Origin of the sequence: Shewanella sp. ANA-3 (genome assembly GCF_000203935.1) — a bacterium.
Taxonomy (GTDB): Bacteria; Pseudomonadota; Gammaproteobacteria; order Enterobacterales; family Shewanellaceae; genus Shewanella.
In genome coordinates, this window is the sequence record NC_008577.1 from 305483 (window position 1) to 323249 (window position 17767).

General features: G+C 49.9%; 19 protein-coding genes and 1 riboswitch. Of the genes, 13 read left to right on the forward strand and 6 right to left on the reverse strand.

Annotation, left to right across the window (positions count from 1 at the left end):
- Window positions 1-72: 72 nt before the first annotated feature.
- Both SHEWANA3_RS01465 and SHEWANA3_RS01470 read right to left on the reverse strand, forming a co-directional pair.
- Complete coding sequence (locus tag SHEWANA3_RS01465; RefSeq protein WP_011715510.1) at window positions 73-1989, reverse strand: methyl-accepting chemotaxis protein; 1917 nt, start codon at window positions 1987-1989, stop codon at window positions 73-75.
- A gap of 303 nt (window positions 1990-2292) precedes the next feature.
- Window positions 2293-3942, reverse strand: a complete 1650-nt coding sequence (locus tag SHEWANA3_RS01470) for an electron transfer flavoprotein-ubiquinone oxidoreductase (RefSeq protein WP_011715511.1) — start codon at window positions 3940-3942, stop codon at window positions 2293-2295.
- A 252-nt stretch (window positions 3943-4194) separates the two neighbouring features.
- A riboswitch (molybdenum cofactor riboswitch) is annotated at window positions 4195-4328 on the forward strand.
- Between SHEWANA3_RS01470 and moaA the strand changes: the two genes are divergently transcribed.
- The 12 genes from moaA (at window position 4316) to SHEWANA3_RS23095 (ending at window position 13130) form a co-directional block, all read left to right on the forward strand.
- Window positions 4316-5296 carry a GTP 3',8-cyclase MoaA gene (moaA, locus tag SHEWANA3_RS01475; RefSeq protein WP_041412503.1) on the forward strand — a complete coding sequence of 327 codons (981 nt, stop codon included), beginning with the start codon at window positions 4316-4318 and terminating at the stop codon, window positions 5294-5296. (Overlaps the previous riboswitch by 13 nt.)
- A 112-nt stretch (window positions 5297-5408) precedes the next feature.
- Entirely contained in the window at window positions 5409-5888 is a 480-nt protein-coding gene (gene moaC, locus SHEWANA3_RS01480; protein ID WP_011074083.1) for a cyclic pyranopterin monophosphate synthase MoaC, read from the forward strand.
- A gap of 19 nt (window positions 5889-5907) precedes the next feature.
- On the forward strand, window positions 5908-6159 hold the full coding sequence (gene moaD, locus SHEWANA3_RS01485) for a molybdopterin synthase sulfur carrier subunit (protein WP_011621081.1): 252 nt from the start codon (window positions 5908-5910) through the stop codon (window positions 6157-6159).
- A gap of 1 nt (window position 6160) precedes the next feature.
- Window positions 6161-6628, forward strand: coding sequence for a molybdopterin synthase catalytic subunit MoaE (gene moaE, locus SHEWANA3_RS01490; protein ID WP_011715513.1), 468 nt, complete (start codon window positions 6161-6163; stop codon window positions 6626-6628).
- Between the two features lie 39 nt (window positions 6629-6667).
- The gene (gene modA / locus SHEWANA3_RS01495; protein ID WP_011715514.1) at window positions 6668-7471 is read left to right on the forward strand and encodes a molybdate ABC transporter substrate-binding protein; all 804 of its coding nucleotides are present in this window, start codon (window positions 6668-6670) and stop codon (window positions 7469-7471) included.
- Window positions 7472-7479: 8 nt separating this feature from the next.
- Window positions 7480-8160, forward strand: coding sequence for a molybdate ABC transporter permease subunit (gene modB / locus SHEWANA3_RS01500; RefSeq protein ID WP_011715515.1), 681 nt, complete (start codon window positions 7480-7482; stop codon window positions 8158-8160).
- Window positions 8141-9244 carry an ABC transporter ATP-binding protein gene (locus tag SHEWANA3_RS01505; protein ID WP_011715516.1) on the forward strand — a complete coding sequence of 368 codons (1104 nt, stop codon included), beginning with the start codon at window positions 8141-8143 and terminating at the stop codon, window positions 9242-9244. The genes modB and SHEWANA3_RS01505 overlap by 20 nt, the downstream gene beginning before the upstream one ends.
- Window positions 9245-9569: 325 nt before the next feature.
- Window positions 9570-10091, forward strand: coding sequence for a hypothetical protein (locus tag SHEWANA3_RS01510; RefSeq protein WP_011715517.1), 522 nt, complete (start codon window positions 9570-9572; stop codon window positions 10089-10091).
- A gap of 46 nt (window positions 10092-10137) precedes the next feature.
- Window positions 10138-10815, forward strand: coding sequence for a response regulator transcription factor (locus SHEWANA3_RS01515; protein WP_011621087.1), 678 nt, complete (start codon window positions 10138-10140; stop codon window positions 10813-10815).
- 49 nt (window positions 10816-10864) lie between these two features.
- The gene (locus SHEWANA3_RS01520) at window positions 10865-12121 is read left to right on the forward strand and encodes a HAMP domain-containing histidine kinase (RefSeq protein WP_041412505.1); all 1257 of its coding nucleotides are present in this window, start codon (window positions 10865-10867) and stop codon (window positions 12119-12121) included.
- Between the two features lie 32 nt (window positions 12122-12153).
- Window positions 12154-12843, forward strand: coding sequence for a TIGR01621 family pseudouridine synthase (locus SHEWANA3_RS01525; protein WP_011715519.1), 690 nt, complete (start codon window positions 12154-12156; stop codon window positions 12841-12843).
- 119 nt (window positions 12844-12962) lie between these two features.
- A complete protein-coding gene (locus tag SHEWANA3_RS23095; RefSeq protein ID WP_011621091.1) occupies window positions 12963-13130 on the forward strand; it encodes a YqaE/Pmp3 family membrane protein in 168 nt (55 codons plus the stop codon).
- A 70-nt stretch (window positions 13131-13200) separates the two neighbouring features.
- Here the strand turns inward: SHEWANA3_RS23095 and SHEWANA3_RS01535 are convergent, their stop codons facing one another.
- A complete protein-coding gene (locus SHEWANA3_RS01535) occupies window positions 13201-15372 on the reverse strand; it encodes a TonB-dependent receptor (protein WP_011715520.1) in 2172 nt (723 codons plus the stop codon).
- 303 nt (window positions 15373-15675) lie between these two features.
- On the opposite strand from SHEWANA3_RS01535, the gene SHEWANA3_RS01540 reads away from it, so the two are divergent.
- Entirely contained in the window at window positions 15676-15867 is a 192-nt protein-coding gene (locus SHEWANA3_RS01540) for a DUF2986 domain-containing protein (protein WP_011715521.1), read from the forward strand.
- A gap of 12 nt (window positions 15868-15879) precedes the next feature.
- Here SHEWANA3_RS01540 and SHEWANA3_RS01545 read toward each other — a convergent pair whose 3' ends face one another.
- The 3 genes from SHEWANA3_RS01545 to SHEWANA3_RS01555 are packed head-to-tail and all read right to left on the reverse strand — an operon-like array spanning window position 15880 to window position 17702.
- Window positions 15880-16392: a M23 family metallopeptidase gene (locus SHEWANA3_RS01545; protein ID WP_011715522.1), complete on the reverse strand. Its 513-nt coding sequence runs from the start codon at window positions 16390-16392 to the stop codon at window positions 15880-15882.
- 21 nt (window positions 16393-16413) lie between these two features.
- The gene (locus tag SHEWANA3_RS01550; RefSeq protein WP_011715523.1) at window positions 16414-16995 is read right to left on the reverse strand and encodes a hypothetical protein; all 582 of its coding nucleotides are present in this window, start codon (window positions 16993-16995) and stop codon (window positions 16414-16416) included.
- A 17-nt stretch (window positions 16996-17012) separates the two neighbouring features.
- On the reverse strand, window positions 17013-17702 hold the full coding sequence (locus SHEWANA3_RS01555; protein ID WP_011715524.1) for a CHAP domain-containing protein: 690 nt from the start codon (window positions 17700-17702) through the stop codon (window positions 17013-17015).
- Window positions 17703-17767: the final 65 nt, after the last annotated feature.

Genomic DNA, 17767 nt, shown 5'->3' on the forward strand with positions numbered 1-17767 from the left:
AAGTGATTCAATAAAAACGCCTTAGGGAGAACTCGCTAAGGCGTTTTTGTTTGGTTTTAACCTATCTTGGGCTTACACCTTAAATTTCGCCACTAAGGTGTCTAAGCGGTGGGCGAGTTGGTTTAGCGCTAAGCTCGCCTGTGCCGCAGCCTGTGCCGTACTGGCGGTGCGCTGGGTGATCTCGTTAATTTCGGTCACGTTACGGTTGATGTCTTCCACTACGGTCGATTGCTCTTCCGTCGCCGCTGCGACTTGAATGTTCATATCGCTGATCAGGCCAATACGGTCACTAATGCCTACCAGAGATTGGCTGGCCTCATCGACGGCGGCCACCCCTTCGTGGGAGCGCGCACGGCTTTGGGCCATGGCATTCACTGCTCGGCTGGCCTCGGATTGCAACTTGTCGATCATTCCTTGGACTTCGTTGGTCGATGCGGCGGTGCGCGATGCCAGATTACGGACTTCATCGGCTACCACGGCAAAGCCTCGTCCCGCCTCACCGGCACGGGCGGCTTCAATCGCGGCGTTCAGCGCTAACAGGTTAGTTTGCTCAGAGATCGCGCGGATCACATCGAGAATGCCGCCGATAGACTTGGTATGAGTCGCAAGGGATTCAATCACTTCACCGACTTGTTCCACATCTTGGGAGAGTTGATTGATGGTATCCCGAGCACGGGTCACCACCACTTGGCCGCTATTGGATTCGGTATCGGCATCCTTGGCCGCAACAGCTGCTTGGGCGGCATTGCTGGCGATTTCATTCACCGTTGCGCCCATCTCATTGATGGCGGTCACAACCATCATAGTGCGATCTTTTTGCTCATGGCTGTCTTCAAGGGTTTGCTGCGCCTGATTCGACACATCCTTCGCCGAGAAGCCAAGCTGTTCGCTGGTCTGCGCAACTTCAATCACTGAGTCTTGGATTTTGCTGATAAAGCTATTAAACCCTTGTGCCAGTTGGGCAATTTCATCTTCGCCTTTAACGGGGAGGCGCTGACGTAAATCGCCTTCTCCTTCGCCGATATCACGGAACATGGCTGCGACTTGTGCGATAGGGCGGCTTACTGAACCGGCCACCACAATTGCCAGCATGATAAAGCCCGCGGCAATGATTAAGGTCCAAATTAAGATCTGGTAGGCGGCATCCGTCAACAGGGCGAACACTTCGGCTTCGGGCACTTGTGCCACTAAATACCAATCCATGGAGGGAATATAGCTGCTGGCTACGAAAGTGTTTTCACCTTGTATTTGGGTATCGATCAGGTTGAAGTCGCTACGATTGAGCAATGAGCTGATATTCGCACCCGAGTACAAGCTCTTGAGGCTGCTCTTGCCAATTTGACTGGCGTCGGGATGCAGTTTTACCTCACCTTTAGCATCGACTAAGTAGACAAAGCCAGTTTCTTCAATCTTAAAGGAACCTAGTAGACGCACCATATCATCGAGGGATTTGGCGAGGCCAACGAGTCCGCGGCCATTAGGTTGCTGATAATTAATAAAGAGTTTTACTTCGCCATTGGCTTCGGTAAACACGTTAAGCATCCGCTCTTGGCCGCTGTCACGATAACCAAAAAACCAACCATCCTGCGCAGGGGTGAGTACACGTAAAAAACCATCTTGGGTGTAGTAGGCGGCGGTTTGTCTATCGGCGTAGGAGGCTTGGGCCAAATGATATTGGCGGGTGATGTCCTTCAGTTGGGCAACGACTTGCGGTTCTTGCTCCTGCGGACGACCGTTTTCAAGCCATTGCAGTAACATGCGGCTGCTGGCGAGTTGTTCGGCGGCATTCATTAAGCTCGAAATATCTAGCTCAATCTTGTTGCGGATCTGCATCATTAGGCTGGGCATTTCCGACCCGAGCATACGCTGCTGTACCACGCTTTTTGCACTGCGTTGGCTGAGGACGCCCACGAGTATGGTCGACAGCAGCACAGCAAATGTCACTGTCAGCAGGATTTTCTGCTTAATAGTAAGGTTATTCAATATCATAAATATCAATATGCCTGTGTTAGACGTTTAGAAATATCGGTCGACGTTTTCTAGCCAATAACAAGTATCGGACAGAAATGTTAAAAGTTAACCTTTGTTTAGGTCGAATGCCGAATAAAACAGCGTACAAGACATTTATTGGGCCTAACCTGTTGCTCTTGCGGTAGATCTTGTTATGTAGAGTATAGATGGAAATGAGTTGCTGATTTGAAGCATGTGATTTTTATGGCGTGATTGTGACCAAAGTGTGGCGTGAAGGCAAGCAAAAATAAGGCGCTCAATGAGCGCCTTATTCCGGTTGAGTTACATATTCGGGTAGTTTGGACCACCGCCACCCTCAGGCGTCACCCAAGTAATGTTTTGGCTCGGGTCTTTAATGTCGCAGGTTTTGCAGTGGATGCAGTTTTGCGCATTGATCACAAACTTAGGCTGGCCTGCTTCTTCAACGATTTCGTACACGCCAGCAGGGCAGTAACGCTGGGCGGGTTCGTTAAATTGCGTCAGGTTTATCCCGAGCGGGATGCTGTTGTCTTTTAAGCGCAGATGACAAGGCTGGTCTTCCTCATGATAAGTGCTCGACAGGTAAACTGAAGAGAGCTTATCGAAGCTGAGTTTGCCATCGGGCTTGGGATAATCAATCTTGCTGTAGGCACTGACAGGGGCCATTTGTGCATAGTCTGGGTGCTCATCACGCAGAGTGATGGGGAACTTACCGCCGAACCAGTTTTGATCTATGTAGTTAAATGCGCCGCCGAGGAAAGTGCCAAACTTGTGCATTGCTGGGCCAAAGTTGCGCGACTTATACAACTCTTCGTGTAACCAGCTTTCTTCCAAATGGGTTTGGAAACAATCCAGATCTTTACCGCCTTCAACCTCGGCCAGCATCGCTTTGGCTAAGGTTTCAGCCGCGACAATACCGCTCTTCATGGCGGTGTGGGTGCCTTTGATCTTGGCAAAGTTTAAGGTTCCCGCATCGCAACCAATCAACAGACCGCCGGGGAAACTCATCTTCGGCAGTGAGTTCAACCCGCCCTTAGTGATTGCACGAGCACCGTAGGTCAAACGCTCGCCGCCAGTTAAGTATTTGGCGATAACTGGGTGAGTCTTATAACGTTGGAACTCATCGAACGGGCTTAAATGGGGATTCTTGTAGTTGAGGTCGATAATCAGACCCACGGCAATTTGGTTGTCTTCCATATGGTAGAGGAAGCCGCCACCCGATGCGCCATCGGTTAATGGCCAACCACCTGTGTGCACCACTTTACCCTGCTCGTGTTGTTCGGCGGGAACTTTCCAGATTTCCTTAAAGCCCAGGCCGTAATGCTGTGGTGTCTTGCCATTATCTAAGTGGTATTTCGCGATCAGCTGTTTGCCTAAGTGACCGCGGCAACCTTCTGAGAATACGGTATATTTAGCGTGGAGCTCCATGCCGGGCATAAAACTGTCTTTCGGCTGGCCGTCGGCACCGACGCCCATATCGCCAATCAGGATACCCTTCACGCTGTTATCTTCATTGAAGAGTAATTCGCTGGCAGCAAAGCCAGGGAAGATTTCTACGCCGAGCGCTTCGGCGCGGGTCGCGAGCCAACGGCAGAGGTTACCTACGCTGACAATATAGTTGCCTTCGTTGTGCATGGTTTTAGGCACAAACGCATTGGGCATCAGCTTGCTGTCGGTGGCGGAATTGAGTAGATAGATTTCATCGTGAGTCACAGCTGTGGTGACGGGAGCGCCTGAATCGCGCCAGTCGCTGAATAGCTCATCTAACACTCGTGGTTCGAATACGGCACCAGATAGAATGTGCGCACCCACTTCGGAGCCTTTTTCTACCACGCAGACGGTAATCTCTTTACCTGAACTCTGTGATATCTGCATCAACCGACACGCAGTGGCCAAGCCAGCTGGGCCTGCGCCGACGATAACAACATCGAATTCCATTGATTCGCGTTCCATCAGTTCACCTCTTCCTTCGCATATCCCCGATTTTTACCGGGTGTTGTAGTTTGTTTGTAAACGGGCGTTTTATTGCTGATGTCCACCTTACCTCAAAATCATCGCAGGGCACAGGGGCTAAGCGGGCTGTTTAGCCTAAAGAATGACAAATCTTTGGGTGAGCACTGTCACAGATTGTTCACGCTCACTTGAAGCGGATCAAGAAATACCTGTTTAGGGGTATAGCTAGGCAGTACTTTCGGCTTATAATCACGAATGACGGTTCTCCGAGCTTGCCTACCTAAGTCGACAGATATGGGGGTGTAGCCGTGGTAATAAGGCCACTGGGGTGAGTAAAGAAATGCACTCGCCTCCCACACTTGGAAAGGTGATCATGTCTCAATTGCAAGACAATTTTGGTCGTAAATTTCATTACTTACGAATGTCAGTCACTGACGTTTGTAACTTCAAATGCAGTTATTGCCTCCCCGATGGTTATCATCCGAATGGCAAACAACAGTTTTTATCTCTCAGTGAGATAGAAAACCTTGTGTCCGCATTTAGCCAGGTTGGCACTCAAAAAATCCGTATCACTGGCGGCGAACCCACGCTGCGCAAAGATTTTACCGATATCATTCGAGTGGTCGCCGACAATCCTCGTATTCATACCGTAGCAACTACCACTAATGGGTATAGGCTCGAGAAGCATGCCCAAGAGTGGTTCGACGCGGGGCTACGCCGTATCAATGTGTCGGTAGACAGCTTAGATCCTAAGATGTTTTACCAGATCACCGGCGAGAATAAGTTCGACGAGGTGATGCGTGGTATCGATGCCGCCTTATCTGCGGGGTTTGAGCGCGTGAAGGTCAATGCGGTATTGCTCAAGGGTATGAACGATAAAGATTTACCGCGCTTTTTGAATTGGATTAAGCACACGCCCATCGATCTGCGTTTTATCGAGCTGATGGAAACAGGCCTTGGCCGCGAGTATTTCCAAGCTCACCATTTGGCGGGGGCCGATATTAAAGCGCAGCTGCAAGCTGAGGGTTGGCAATTAGATACGCCCCGTGCCGACGATGGCCCAGCGCAAAACTTCAGCCACAGTGACTTTAAGGGCCGTATCGGCTTGATCATGCCCTACGCCACTAACTTCTGCGCGAGCTGTAATCGCTTGCGGGTCTCGGCCAAGGGTAAGTTGCACTTATGCCTCTTTACCGAGTCTGGCATTGATTTGCGTGATCTACTGCAACACCCGAGTCAGCAAGCGGAATTAATCGAGCGGTTACACGGTCAACTGGCGCAGAAGAAGGAAACCCATTATCTGCATCAGGGCATTACCGGTGTGACGCAACATCTGGCCTCGATTGGCGGTTAATCTAACTTAGGTTTTAGTCTGCTTATCGCGTTATCTTTCATTAAGTTAGATTTCGCGATGGCGCTTAACTTCCCTATGCTTGAATTTGGCATCAGTTTAAAGGATCGCTTCAATGAGCAATGTATTTACCCATATTAACGCCGACGGCAATGCCCATATGGTCGATGTGACCGAGAAAGCCGTGACCGAGCGCGAGGCCCGTGCCGAAGCCTTTATTGAGATGGCGAGCACGACACTCGAGATGATCATGAGCGGCAGCCACCATAAGGGCGATGTGTTTGCCACTGCGCGTATCGCGGGGATCCAAGCGGCGAAAAAGACTTCAGATTTAATTCCGTTATGCCATCCGTTAATGCTAACCAAGGTCGAAGTCGAGCTCGAGGCTCAGCCTGAACATAATCGCGTGCGCATCACTAGCCTGTGTAAATTGTCCGGCAAAACCGGTGTCGAAATGGAGGCGCTCACGGCGGCCTCTGTCGCGGCGTTGACGATTTACGACATGTGTAAAGCCGTGCAGAAAGACATGGTGATTTCACAGGTGCGCCTGCTCGAAAAACGCGGCGGCAAGTCGGGGCACTTTAAAGCTGAATAACGTAAAGCGAGATAAGAATATGATTAACGTGTTGTTTTTTGCCCAAGTTCGTGAGCTTTTAGGAACTGCCCAACTGAGTGTTGAAGCGAGCGAGCAGACACAAACCGCAGAAGGATTACGCGCAACACTCGCGGCCACCGACGATAAATGGGCCAAAGTGTTAGCCTCGGACAAATTGCTGGTGGCGGTGAATCAAACCATCAGCCAGTGGGATACCCGTGTGAGCGATGGTGATGAAGTCGCCTTCTTCCCGCCTGTGACAGGAGGTTGATATGCGTTTACTGCCAAATGTGCGGGTGCAAACCGTCGATTTTAATGTGGCCGATGAATACCACCAATTAGCCCAAGACAATAGCGATGGCGCCGTTGTCACCTTTGTGGGCAAGGTGCGCGACTTTAACGACGGCTCAGTGGTGACCGACCTGACCTTAGAACACTATCCCTGTATGACTGAGCGTGTGCTCGAGCAAATTGTGGCCGAAGCGCGTGAGCGTTGGCCGCTCAATAAAGTTACGGTTATCCACCGCGTCGGTACTATGGCGCTGGGTGAGCAAATTGTGTTTATTGGTGTCACCAGTGCCCATCGCAAGGCGGCGTTTGCGGCCTGCGAATTCTTAATCGACTTTTTGAAAACCAAAGCCCCTTTCTGGAAATTAGAAGCCGGGGATAAGGGCAAGAATTGGGTCGAAGCCAAGGACGCCGATGAGCAAGCGGCGCAACTGTGGCAACACAAAGACTAACGTAAGACTGAGCTAGCAGTAGGCGAGAGAGGTGAGTTTATGCATGGTGTGACAGGGTTAGGCAAAATCTGGAGTCTAGTATTTGCTCTGGCATTGTCGTGCAGTGTTGCCTTTATGCCAGCCGTTAGTCGCGCAGAGACAGTGCCTGCGATTGCGGCCGCCGCCAATATCAAGTTTGCCCTCGATGATATTGTTAAAAACTTCAGTGCCGAAACCGGGCTCAAGGTGCGAGTCTCCTACGGCTCATCGGGTAATTTTGTAGCGCAAATTCAACATGGTGCGCCGTTTGAGCTGTTGCTCAGCGCCGATGAGCGTTATATCCATGAGCTGCAAAAAGCGGGCTTTACTCGAGATGCTGGGGTGCTATACGCGGTCGGTCGCCTAGCCTTAGTGGCTCCAAATAAGTCCCCCTTAACCTTAGATGCCGAGCTGAATGGCGTAAAAAGCTTGCTCGCCGCGGGCAAGCTGGAGCGCTTTGCGATTGCAAACCCTGAACATGCGCCCTATGGGGAGCGTGCCCGCGAACTCCTACAAAAATTAGGTTTGTGGGACGGCCTACAAACTAAGTTAATCCTGGGCGAAAATGCCTCCCAAGCGGCGCAATTTGCCGTGAGTGGTTCCACCCAAGGCGGTATTATTCCGTTATCCCTTGCCTTAGCGCCACAGTTTAAGGCCTTAGGTCAGGCGATTGCCTTGCCCGAAGAATTGCATGGTCCACTCAATCAACGCATGGCCTTGATGCCCAAAGCGGGAGCAACAGCAGAGCGCTTTTATCAATATCTTCAATCTGATGCCGCTAGAGCCGTATTCCTGCAATACGGATTTGGTCTACCCGCTCGGTAAGGCTAGACATGGATTGGCAGGCACTCTGGTTATCGGTCAAGCTCAGTAGCATCACGGTATTGGTGTTGATCCCGCTGGCGATTCTGGCGGGGCGAGCCTTAGCCTATCGTCAGTTTGTGGGTAAGTCCTGGGTTGAGGCCTTCATCATGGTGCCCTTAGTCTTACCGCCGACTGTGATTGGCTATTACTTGCTAGTAGGGCTTGGCAGTCAAAGCTGGTTAGGGCAATGGTTAGAGCGCTTAACCGGGCAGCAATTAGTGTTTCATTTCTCGGGGTTAGTGCTGGCGTCCGTGTTGGTGAATATCCCCTTTGCGTTGCAACCGATACAACGCGCCTTTGAAGCAGTTCCCCATGATGTGCGCGATGCTGCAGCCTGTTGCGGCATGAGCAAACTTAAAATTCTGCTAAAAATTGAATTGCCTATGGTATGGCCAGGGGTATTGACCGCCTTAGTGCTGTGTTTCTCCCATGTACTCGGTGAGTTTGGGGTCGTATTGATGATGGGCGGGAATATTGCCGGCGAGACCAAGACTATCTCGATTTCCATCTACGACAGTGTTCAGGCCTTTGATTTTGGCGCAGCAGGCACTATGTCATTGGTGCTGTTGTTATTTGCGATTACGGCATTGGCCCTCACCACCAGTTTATCGCGGCGTTTAGGAGGTCAGCGTGGCGCAAATCATCGCTGATCTGCATTGCCAGATCCAAAACCATAAACATATTAAACTGAGCGCCGAATTTAGCTGTAAGGCGGGTGAGGTGTTGGCTGTCGTCGGGCCTTCGGGGGGCGGTAAGACAACGTTACTGCGGATGATCGCAGGGCTGAATCATCCCGATGCGGGCAGTATTGTGTTTGGTGAAACGCTATGGTTCGACCATCAAAGTCGCACCGCACTAACGCCGCAGCAGCGCCATATCGGCTATATGCCACAGCATTTTGGGCTTTTTCCTAATCTTACCGCGCTCGAGAACGTGGTTGCAGGGCTTGACCATATTCCCAAATCGGAGCGAATTGCGAGGGCGAAGGACTGGTTAGAACGGGTCAATTTGCATGGGTTGCCCGATAGACTGCCTATGCACCTCTCTGGTGGTCAACGCCAGCGGGTTGCGCTTGCTCGGGCCCTTGCCCGTGAACCGTCGGTGTTGTTACTCGATGAGCCCTTTTCGGCAGTGGACAGAGAAACCCGCGAGCGTTTATACCTCGAGCTTGCTCGCCTAAAAGAGCAGCTACTTTGCCCCGTGATTATGGTGACCCACGATTTAAACGAAGCGCTGCTGCTGGCCGATTCGATGATCTTGATTAGCCAAGGTCAGATGTTGCAGCAGGGCGCGCCGTTTGAGGTGTTATCGCGTCCACGTAACGAGGCGGTTGCGCGGCAGATGGGCTTAAGAAATATTTTCGACGGCGAAGTGGTGTTCCAAGACCGCACTAAAGACATCACTTGGCTCAAATTTGGTGAGCAGCTGATCGCCAGTGATTTTGGCAAAGACCGCAGCGTGGGCAGTAAAGTGCGTTGGGTGATCCCGAATCAAGGCATCAGATTTAACGCCATCTCAAATGGACGTTTATGCCGCAGTTTTAATAAGTTAGATGTCACCATCGACTCCTTACTGGTGATGGGCGAGTCGGTGCGCGTGGTCTGTTATGCCACTGGGACTGAGCTACAACTTAATACGGAAGTGTCACTCCACCTTGCGCAGAAGCTTGGCTTAACCAAGGGGATGCAAACCACAGTCGCGCTTAAATCTGAACAAATTCATATTTTAGAGTAGCTAAGTTTTTCCCGCATTTGGCGAAATCTATTCTCCATTAACGAATAACTCAGCTTGATTTGCGAAGCTGCGTTGCCGTTAAATCCCTAGATGATCAAAGCTTAATCTTGTTTCCATCGGTGTTTCAGTAGGTATTAGGTAAACTGAATACATTCGTCAGTGTTGGCCGAGCCTGAATCAATCGGATTAAGCAATCCACATGGGTGATGAACTAGGCGCCGTCATGGACAAACAGTGATAGAGATTATGGTAGCTTTGGCACGCCATCGACATCTAACTGTTTGTCTCATAAGATACAAACTTAGCCGATTTTTATGGAGGAGCCATGAGACTATGGTTGCTAGGATTCATGTTGGTATCTGGGATTGCTACCGCAGCCCAGAGCATGTATTCGATGCTTTCGAGCGGTGAATATCTGCCGCCGTTAAGCGTGATGCAGCAAATTGAGAAGGATTTTCCTGGCGTGATTGCCGAGTTTGAAATGGAAATGCAGGAAGGCGAATTAGTCTACCAATTTGAGTTGATTAATCCGCTGGCGAATGCGATTACCCGTTTCGAATATCGGGCGCGAGATGGTAAGTTATTGAAACAAAAAGCGGGTAAAGTCACCGCCGACGATGTTGGCGAAGTGGAAGCCGCACGCCTTATCAGCACTAAGCATCAAACCTTCTCCGGCATTATCGCGATGGCGACTAAGGACCATAAGGCCTTTTTGACCGATGCGAAGTTAGATCATGACTTAGGTATCAGCTACTTAGAGTTAAAGTTGCTGGATGATACTGGTAAGTATAAATTGGCATTCGATATTGAAAATTTACGGCAACTACCTTTACTTAAGTGGGATTAGCACTGAGCATCACCGCTAAGTGAAGACAGGGGAGCGCAGCATACAGATGAAAATACTTTTAGTTGAAGATGATGCGACAACGATCGACTACATCGTTAAAGGATTTCTTGAGCAGGGGCATAATATTGAGACCGCCAGCGACGGCCATCAAGGCCTGCTGCAAGCCACCAGTGGTCAGTACGACCTCTTGATACTCGACCGCATGTTGCCCCAACTCGATGGTTTGAAGCTGCTAGCCGCCCTCAGAGCCACGGGTAACCAAACCCCAGTGCTTATCCTGTCGGCGCTTGCCCATGTGGATGAAAGGGTGAAAGGTCTGCGTGCGGGCGGCGATGATTACATGACTAAGCCCTTTGCCTTTTCGGAGCTGCTGGTGCGTGCCGAAAAACTGATGCAACGGGGCCAATCCGTGCCAATTACCACAGATCTGGTAGTCGGTGGCTTAAAAATGGAGCTGCTCACCCGCAACGTGACCTTAGATGGCCACGATTTAATGCTGCAACCCAAAGAATTCCAACTGCTTAAGTATCTGATGGAGCACGCCAATCAGGTGATTAGCCGCACGCTATTATTCGAAGCTGTATGGGATTATCACTTCGATCCCCGCACCAATGTGATCGACGTGCATATCGCCAAGTTACGTCGCAAGTTTGAAGAGTTAGGCCACGGTGAATTGATTGAAACCGTAAGGGGAGCGGGTTATCGCTTACGCCAAAGGCATTAAGCCTTACCAAAGCAGCGTCTGGCGCATCACTATTATCTTCTCGACCTTAGTGACTGTGATCATAGGCGCTTTGCTGTTTGCCCTTTATCGGCAACTCATTATCGAACAGCAGTACCAAGTGACTCAGTATCTTGAGTCAGAAACCCAACGCTATCAACAGCTTGCGCTTACAGTTGATCGCCGCAGTTTTGCGGCACAAATTCGTGCAGCCGATCCGCAGACGGCGCTCATCGCTTGGCGTAACAGTTATGACATGGTTGGTGCCTTAAGCTTTATGCCTGAAGGCATGCCCATGCTGCCGCAAACCCGGGATTTCCCGATTTTAACTGGTGGCCCTGATAAGCTGCATATCCTCACCGGCGGCCTAGTGATGACTCGCTATGGCCCTGTGCTCATCGCCACCCGTACCGATAACTTAGCCACCTTGATCGATAAATTTATCAGTGCGGCGGCCACGGCCGTGATGTTGACCATAGTGTTAACCTTAGCGTTGGGCTATTTGTTTTCTAAGGCGATTTTGCGCCGCTTAGTGCAGTACAATCGCTTGAGTGAGCAAATTGAGCGGGGGCATTACGACACGCGTCTGCCGCTCAGTTGGCGTCAGGACGAGTTCGATATGTTGGCGCTGCAGTTTAATAACGTGCTGGATATTCTTGAGAATAACCTGATGGCGGTGCGCGGGGTGACAGATAATATTGCGCACGACTTGCGCACGCCCTTATCCCATATTCGCATCGGTCTTGAGGAGTTGGCGGCCAAATCCCCCGATGAAATCAGCGAAGGTTGCGCGATTTTGACCGAAGAGCTCGATCATTGTCTTGCGACCTTCGATGCCATGCTCTCGCTGACACGCATTGAGGAAGGGCAGCAAACCTTAGATTTGCAGGAGCTGAGTTTGGCGCAGCTATGTACCGATTTGTTGGACATGGCCGACGCGGTCGCCGAGTCGAATGAGCAAACCTTGAGTCTGTCGCTCCTATCGGATCATAAGATTTATGGTGACAAGTACTTGTTGTTCCAAGCCTTATATAACTTGGTCGACAATGCGATGAAGTACTCAGGTCAAGGCGCTCGCATCGATATTATTCAATCCGGCGCTAAAATTAAGATTTGCGATAACGGCCCAGGGATCCCCGATGACAGCAAGGAAAGAGTGTTTGAGCGTCTAGTGCGTCTCGACCCCAGCCGCCATTTGCAGGGCACGGGTTTAGGATTATCTATGGTAAAAGCGATTATGTCGCGGCACAATGCGCAAATTACTCTTTCGGATAATCATCCCGGCCTAGTGGTGACCATTCAGTTTTAGGCCGATATCCGCGTGACACTGTTGAGAACCCCATGTACCGAATCATAGCCGATGAGGCTGATTTTCTTGTTATTTCTAAATCGCCGAATGTGCATTTTCACAGCCAAGATGGCACTGCGGGTGTCGTGGCGCAGCTGGAGCAGGATTTAGGGATAAAACTCTTTGCCGTGCATCGGCTCGATACGCCCACCTCAGGGCTGTTACTGTTAGCCAAACATCCGGCGGCGGCTCGGCAGTTGACTGAGCTGTTTAGCGCCCATAGAGTGCAGAAATACTATCTTGCGCTCGCCAAAGGCAAGCCGAAAAAGAAGCAAGGCTGGGTGATTGGCGATATGGCCAAATCCCGCCGCAGCATGTTTAAGTTGCTTAGAACCAAAGAAAATCCTGCGATAACCCAATTCTTCTCCACCAGTGTTGGCGAAGGGCTTAGGCTTTATTTACTCAAACCCCTCTCGGGGAAAACCCATCAGTTACGGGTCGCGCTTGCTAGCCTTGGGGTGCCGATTTTAGGCGATGCCCTATATGGCTCAGATGTCGCCGACCGCTGTTATCTGCACGCCTATTGTCTGCATTTTCGCTATCAACATGAGGAGGGTCACTGGCAGGATTATGTGTATCTCGATACGCCTGAGCAGGGTGAGGCGTTTGCAGAGGAGACGGTAACCGCGGCATTGGCTGCGTGGCGTGAGCCAGACTCGCTCGACTGGCCTTCTAAGGATTAGTTTTGTTGCGCCTTGTTAGTATTGAATGCGTGTGTAGCGGGATAAAATATTTGCAAATCCTGAGTCTTCCTGCGAAGTTAGCAGTGTGATGATTTTCCTTGTATAGGAGCAAGCTCGTTATGGATACCAACAAATTACTTTTAGTTATTATTGCGATTCTCTTGCCACCCGTTGCGGTATTTTTAAAGGCGGGCGCAGGCAAAGACCTATTAATTAACATTGTGCTGTGTTTATTTTTCTGGCTTCCCGGTTTATTACACGCCCTCTGGGTGGTCACTAAAGATTAGTGGTTCTAGTAATCCAATAAAAAAGCGCAACCTAGGTTGCGCTTTTTATACGGTAAATTTAGCGTACTAATTAGAATGCCACTGTATAGCCGATAGTCGCAGTGCGGCCCATGCCTTTGAAATAACGATCATTTGTACCCATGGTTTGTGAGTAGTAGTTGAAATAATCCTTATTAAACAGGTTTTGCACGCCTAAGGTTAAGGTGCCAGTGTAGAGCGGCATAGAGAATGACGCATCGACAGTCGTGTAGCCATCAAACTCGGCATATTTCTCGCCTGTGGCATCTTCGAAGTCACGGTCCATAAAGTAGTTTGCCTGTACGCGCGTCGACATCTCGTTATCGAAATTATGGGTCCAGAACAGGTTGATACGATTTGGTGAAATATTGGCACCATCGAGATCGGTATCTGTTTTGTTGTCATCATTCGAATCGTATTCACCGCGCTGGATCGCCAGATTCATGCCCAGATCATCGTTGCTGGTCAGGTAAGCTGTAATATTGGCTTCGATACCATCAATCACGCTCTTCTCACGTTTAACGTCGTAGAAGCCATCGCTGTTTAAGGCTAAACGGGCGCCATAATCCGTGGCTGAGCGGTAGTACGAAATCTTAGCGCTTAAGTATTCACCTTGGTAATCGGCGCCAAACTCCACGTTATCCGTCACAATAGGTGCAAGAGATAGGGAGTCGCTGATGCTGGGGTTCGCTCCAGGGAAGCTGTTACCGTCGCGCAGAATACGGCCGATATCAGGCATACCAAAGCCTTGGTTATAGCTAGTGTAAACGCGGATATCTGGAGTGATCTTGTAGGAGATACCTATGTTGAATAGGGTTTCGTCGAAACTCGCTTCGCCCCCTTCGATTTGTTTATTTCCCGCGCCATAGAGCGTCTTGTAGTCATCGACATTGAGCTTAGCGTGCTCGTAGCGTACGCCAGTCGATAGGGTAAGATCGGTAATTAAATCATAATCTAACTGCAAATAAGGCGCGAAGTTGTCATAGGTGCTTTCAGGCACCCACGATAAACCCGTCTGCACTAAAGCCTGCTCAGTGGTATCGCGGAATAGGTCGATACCATAGGCGGCATCGATACCCGTATCGGCAATATTTTTCGCAATTAACGAGGTCTTTAAGCCCCATTTGACCGAAGAGTTGCGCGATTGCTCATAGTACCAGCTCTCGCCTTTAGGGCCTTCGCATTGCACTAAGTTACTGTTGTTTGCCAATGCAGGATCGTAGAAGGTCTTGTTACAGCCACCGCCATACACTGCCTCGAAGTCCTGATTGAATAGCTGGACACTCAGCTGTTGGCCGGCAATGTTCTCGTGGGTGTAAGTGAGGCTAGTCGTCGTGACTTGGTTGTTCGCCGCTTCCCAAGGTTGTTTTTCTTCGATTGCGCCCGTGGGCTTGCCAGTGGTGATATCGCCTTTCACAGGCATCCAATCGCCATTGTTCTCCATGTTGTAATGGTTAACCATCAACTCTAAGCGCGATTCGGCAAAGTTGTGGCCGAGTTTGATAAAGAAGTCCTTGCTCTGGCTGTCCATGGACTCGCCTTGCGTTGTGTCCACACCAATCACATCGTGATTTGCATCGTAGTACACGCCGTTATTGCGATAGCTCACCGAACCCAACATATCGATCAGATCGGATTCGCCCGAAAACGCATAGCTGGCACCAAAACTCACACCGTTAGATTTGAGCGAATCGGGCACCGTGGCATCAAAGCTAACCACGTGCTGGTTATCACCCGTTGGTTTTTTGGTGATGTAGTTGATGATGCCGCCCTGCGCGCCTAAGCCGTGCATCGCATTGGCGCCGTGGATAATTTCAATACGCTCGATCATCGCGGGGTCGATAGTTTGTCCCGAACGGCCACCACTACGCAGTGGGTTGGATTGGGGGACACCATCGATCATGATTAATGGCGGACGGCCACGCAGGGTTTCGCCCGTGTTGCTCATCTTCTGACGGCTGGGTGAAAAGCTAGGTGCTAAGTTACCGATAATAGTCGACAAATCTTTAGTGGTACGGAACTGCTCTTCGAGTTGCACGCGGTCGATAATAGTCACTGTATTGGGGATCGAGCTTGGCGATTTATCCATGCGGCTCGCGGTGACAGTGATCTTTTCGATGTCTTTATTCTTATTCGTTCCCGTATCAGGGGTTTCTTGAGCGACGGCAGACTGGGTGAGGGCCGCAAATACGGCGAGGGCAACAAACGAGGTTTTGAACGTCATATAACTTCCTGCTAAGGGCGAGTGAATTTGCTACACCGATATCCTTGGCATCAGACTATTCCGTTAAACAACATTGCAAATGATAACGATTTTTATTGCTGTGGATTTTAAGGAAGTGAATTGGGCTTGTCTAGTCGAGTTGTAAATAAAATGCGTGGGAAAAGTGGCAATTTTTAGGAGTTGTGATTCGGCGAACAAATAGGTGCATTTAGATTGAGGGTTTGTTTGTAGGCTGAGCCCCCGATTTGTTGCCGCGTCGAAGGAAGCTTATAATGGCGACCTTTTTCTCGCCTTGGTGCCCATATGAACCGCAAAAAGAAGATTAACGAAACGCTTAAACAGAAGGCGAAAAAAGCCAATGCTAAGTTGCATAGCAGCAATAAGCCTAAATATGTTTCTAAAGCCGAGCGTGCAGCACAGGCCATCGCGGCAGAAACCGAGATGACACAACCCATTGAACAATCCACAGAGCTCGTCGCTAACGAGAATGCTTAACCGACCAACCCTCTACTTAGGGTCTAAATAGTCGATTGGATTTAAGTAAAACGCCTTCTTATATCCTTGGGTGGAAGTGTCTATCAGCCAAGGTCTAGGCAATAGGCTGACAATGGAATAGTGCAAATGGGGTGGTTTGCCTTGGGCGTTCCCCGTGGTGCCGACGGTGCCGAGCACATCCCCGCGCCCAGCAAATAAACCTGCCGATGTGTTAATGCTATCGAGGTGGGCAAAATAGTGGATTTGCCATTTCGGGCCGAGTCCCACGATCACTTTGCCACCTTTAAAAAACTCCCCTTTATACAGCAGTAACAGTGGCGTTGGCGCGATTACGGGCGTATTGGCTGCGGCAAAAATATCAATGCCTTTGTGGGTGCCTGAGCTGCCCCAGGGTTCATACCAAAAGGTTTGGCTATTCCAGTCTTTATTGCTAGCGCCTTTGACTGGGATGACGGGCTGTTCTGGCACTAAACATCCTGCGAGGATAAAAAGTGCGATAACAAGAGTAATGAATTTGAGCTTCATTTTGACCTCGGTATAACGCTGTTAGTGAAACTCACTGAATTCATGCCAATTAGCGGGATACTGGCTGCGCTCGGCCTCACTGATTGATAACCAGTAAGGTCGCCAAAACGTATCACACCAAAACTCAATATTGCCCTGCAGACTACCGAGCGTATCAGGATCGACCTCGGGAAAGCTTTCCCACGGTGCAGGTGGCGCGGCCTTAAAGGCGATTAGCCGTTGCAGCAGCGCGATATCATTGCTGATCAGTAGCACGCAGATCCCCGCAAAATCAGCATATTGATGTAGAAATACCTTAGTTGGTCTATCGGCGTGATGTAAAACACCATTGAATACTGTATCTAGACTCACTCCTTCATCAAATCCTGTGTCGCTGAGCAAGGCATCGAGTCGTTGTTTATCTTGCTTGTTCAACAAACAATGAACTTGATAGGCGGCTAAGTCTGGCCGCATTGCAGGGGTGACGATGGGATAAACTTGCTGGCTGGGCAAAGACAGGCTTGGCGCTAGTGCTTCGCTAAAAATTGCTTGAAGATCCGTAGTCTGTGAGTCCGTATTTGCCTTAGGGCCAAGGTGTCGTTTTAGCCAGTCGAGTAGTCTCATTTTTACCTCTACGACATTCACAGTTTAAGGAGAATAGCTTGTTGGTTAACTTGGATATTTGGCTCCACATTATCCTCAGCACTTCCCTTCATCATCGTGACAGCTGGAGCTTCCCAGCGTAACCAGCCCTTAGTGCGAGGGGCATCGATATACCACAGGCCTTCACGTTGCACTAAGGGAAAAACCTCCCGTGACGGTGCAAAAGGGCCGGGATTTTGCTGGGCAATTTCGATACTGGTTTCTGTGACGTTGGCGATAATGGCGACATGGCCGTAGGGATTAAACACCCATGGCGCGAATACCAGTAAATCATCAGCCATCGGCTTGCTTTGGCTGCCATTGGTATATTGCCGTAGGGCGCGTTTTTCATTCCAGCTCGCATCGGGCAAAAGGTCATTGAAGAAGTCTTTGGCGTGACCGAAACTGTCGGGCATTTTGTGCTGATAACGCAGGTAAAAGTAACGTTTAACGAACTCTACGCATTGGTATTTGATACCCAGATTATAGCCGTCGAGGGAGAGGTTGCGCCCCTCGTTAGTGTTGACGCCGCCGTTATAATAAATCTCGACGCCATTGAGTGAGTCGAGCACATCACTCACTTGATAGTCCGTATTTAAGTTATAACGAGTCAGCCCGTGGTAGCCGAGATAACCAAGACCGCAGACTAGGCTTACTGTGAGTAGCAATAAACGAAAACCTTTGACCATCTTTAGTACGACATTCTCAAAAGATAAATTGATTCAGCAGGATACAAGGTCGGATTGTATGCTGT

What these genes read in the sequence shown, in the direction of transcription:
- SHEWANA3_RS01465 (WP_011715510.1), bottom strand. Translation starts at nt 1,989, where the DNA reads ATGATATTGAATAACCTTACTATTAAGCAGAAAATCCTGCTGACAGTG.
- moaC (WP_011074083.1), top strand. Translation starts at nt 5,409, where the DNA reads ATGAGCAATGTATTTACCCATATTAACGCCGACGGCAATGCCCATATG.
- SHEWANA3_RS01535 (WP_011715520.1), bottom strand. Translation starts at nt 15,372, where the DNA reads ATGACGTTCAAAACCTCGTTTGTTGCCCTCGCCGTATTTGCGGCCCTC.
- SHEWANA3_RS01525 (WP_011715519.1), top strand. Translation starts at nt 12,154, where the DNA reads ATGTACCGAATCATAGCCGATGAGGCTGATTTTCTTGTTATTTCTAAA.
- SHEWANA3_RS01515 (WP_011621087.1), top strand. Translation starts at nt 10,138, where the DNA reads ATGAAAATACTTTTAGTTGAAGATGATGCGACAACGATCGACTACATC.
- moaD (WP_011621081.1), top strand. Translation starts at nt 5,908, where the DNA reads ATGATTAACGTGTTGTTTTTTGCCCAAGTTCGTGAGCTTTTAGGAACT.
- SHEWANA3_RS01540 (WP_011715521.1), top strand. Translation starts at nt 15,676, where the DNA reads ATGAACCGCAAAAAGAAGATTAACGAAACGCTTAAACAGAAGGCGAAA.
- moaA (WP_041412503.1), top strand. Translation starts at nt 4,316, where the DNA reads ATGTCTCAATTGCAAGACAATTTTGGTCGTAAATTTCATTACTTACGA.
- SHEWANA3_RS01550 (WP_011715523.1), bottom strand. Translation starts at nt 16,995, where the DNA reads ATGAGACTACTCGACTGGCTAAAACGACACCTTGGCCCTAAGGCAAAT.
- modB (WP_011715515.1), top strand. Translation starts at nt 7,480, where the DNA reads ATGGATTGGCAGGCACTCTGGTTATCGGTCAAGCTCAGTAGCATCACG.
- moaE (WP_011715513.1), top strand. Translation starts at nt 6,161, where the DNA reads ATGCGTTTACTGCCAAATGTGCGGGTGCAAACCGTCGATTTTAATGTG.
- SHEWANA3_RS01545 (WP_011715522.1), bottom strand. Translation starts at nt 16,392, where the DNA reads ATGAAGCTCAAATTCATTACTCTTGTTATCGCACTTTTTATCCTCGCA.
- SHEWANA3_RS01470 (WP_011715511.1), bottom strand. Translation starts at nt 3,942, where the DNA reads ATGGAACGCGAATCAATGGAATTCGATGTTGTTATCGTCGGCGCAGGC.
- modA (WP_011715514.1), top strand. Translation starts at nt 6,668, where the DNA reads ATGCATGGTGTGACAGGGTTAGGCAAAATCTGGAGTCTAGTATTTGCT.
- SHEWANA3_RS01555 (WP_011715524.1), bottom strand. Translation starts at nt 17,702, where the DNA reads ATGGTCAAAGGTTTTCGTTTATTGCTACTCACAGTAAGCCTAGTCTGC.
- SHEWANA3_RS23095 (WP_011621091.1), top strand. Translation starts at nt 12,963, where the DNA reads ATGGATACCAACAAATTACTTTTAGTTATTATTGCGATTCTCTTGCCA.
- SHEWANA3_RS01510 (WP_011715517.1), top strand. Translation starts at nt 9,570, where the DNA reads ATGAGACTATGGTTGCTAGGATTCATGTTGGTATCTGGGATTGCTACC.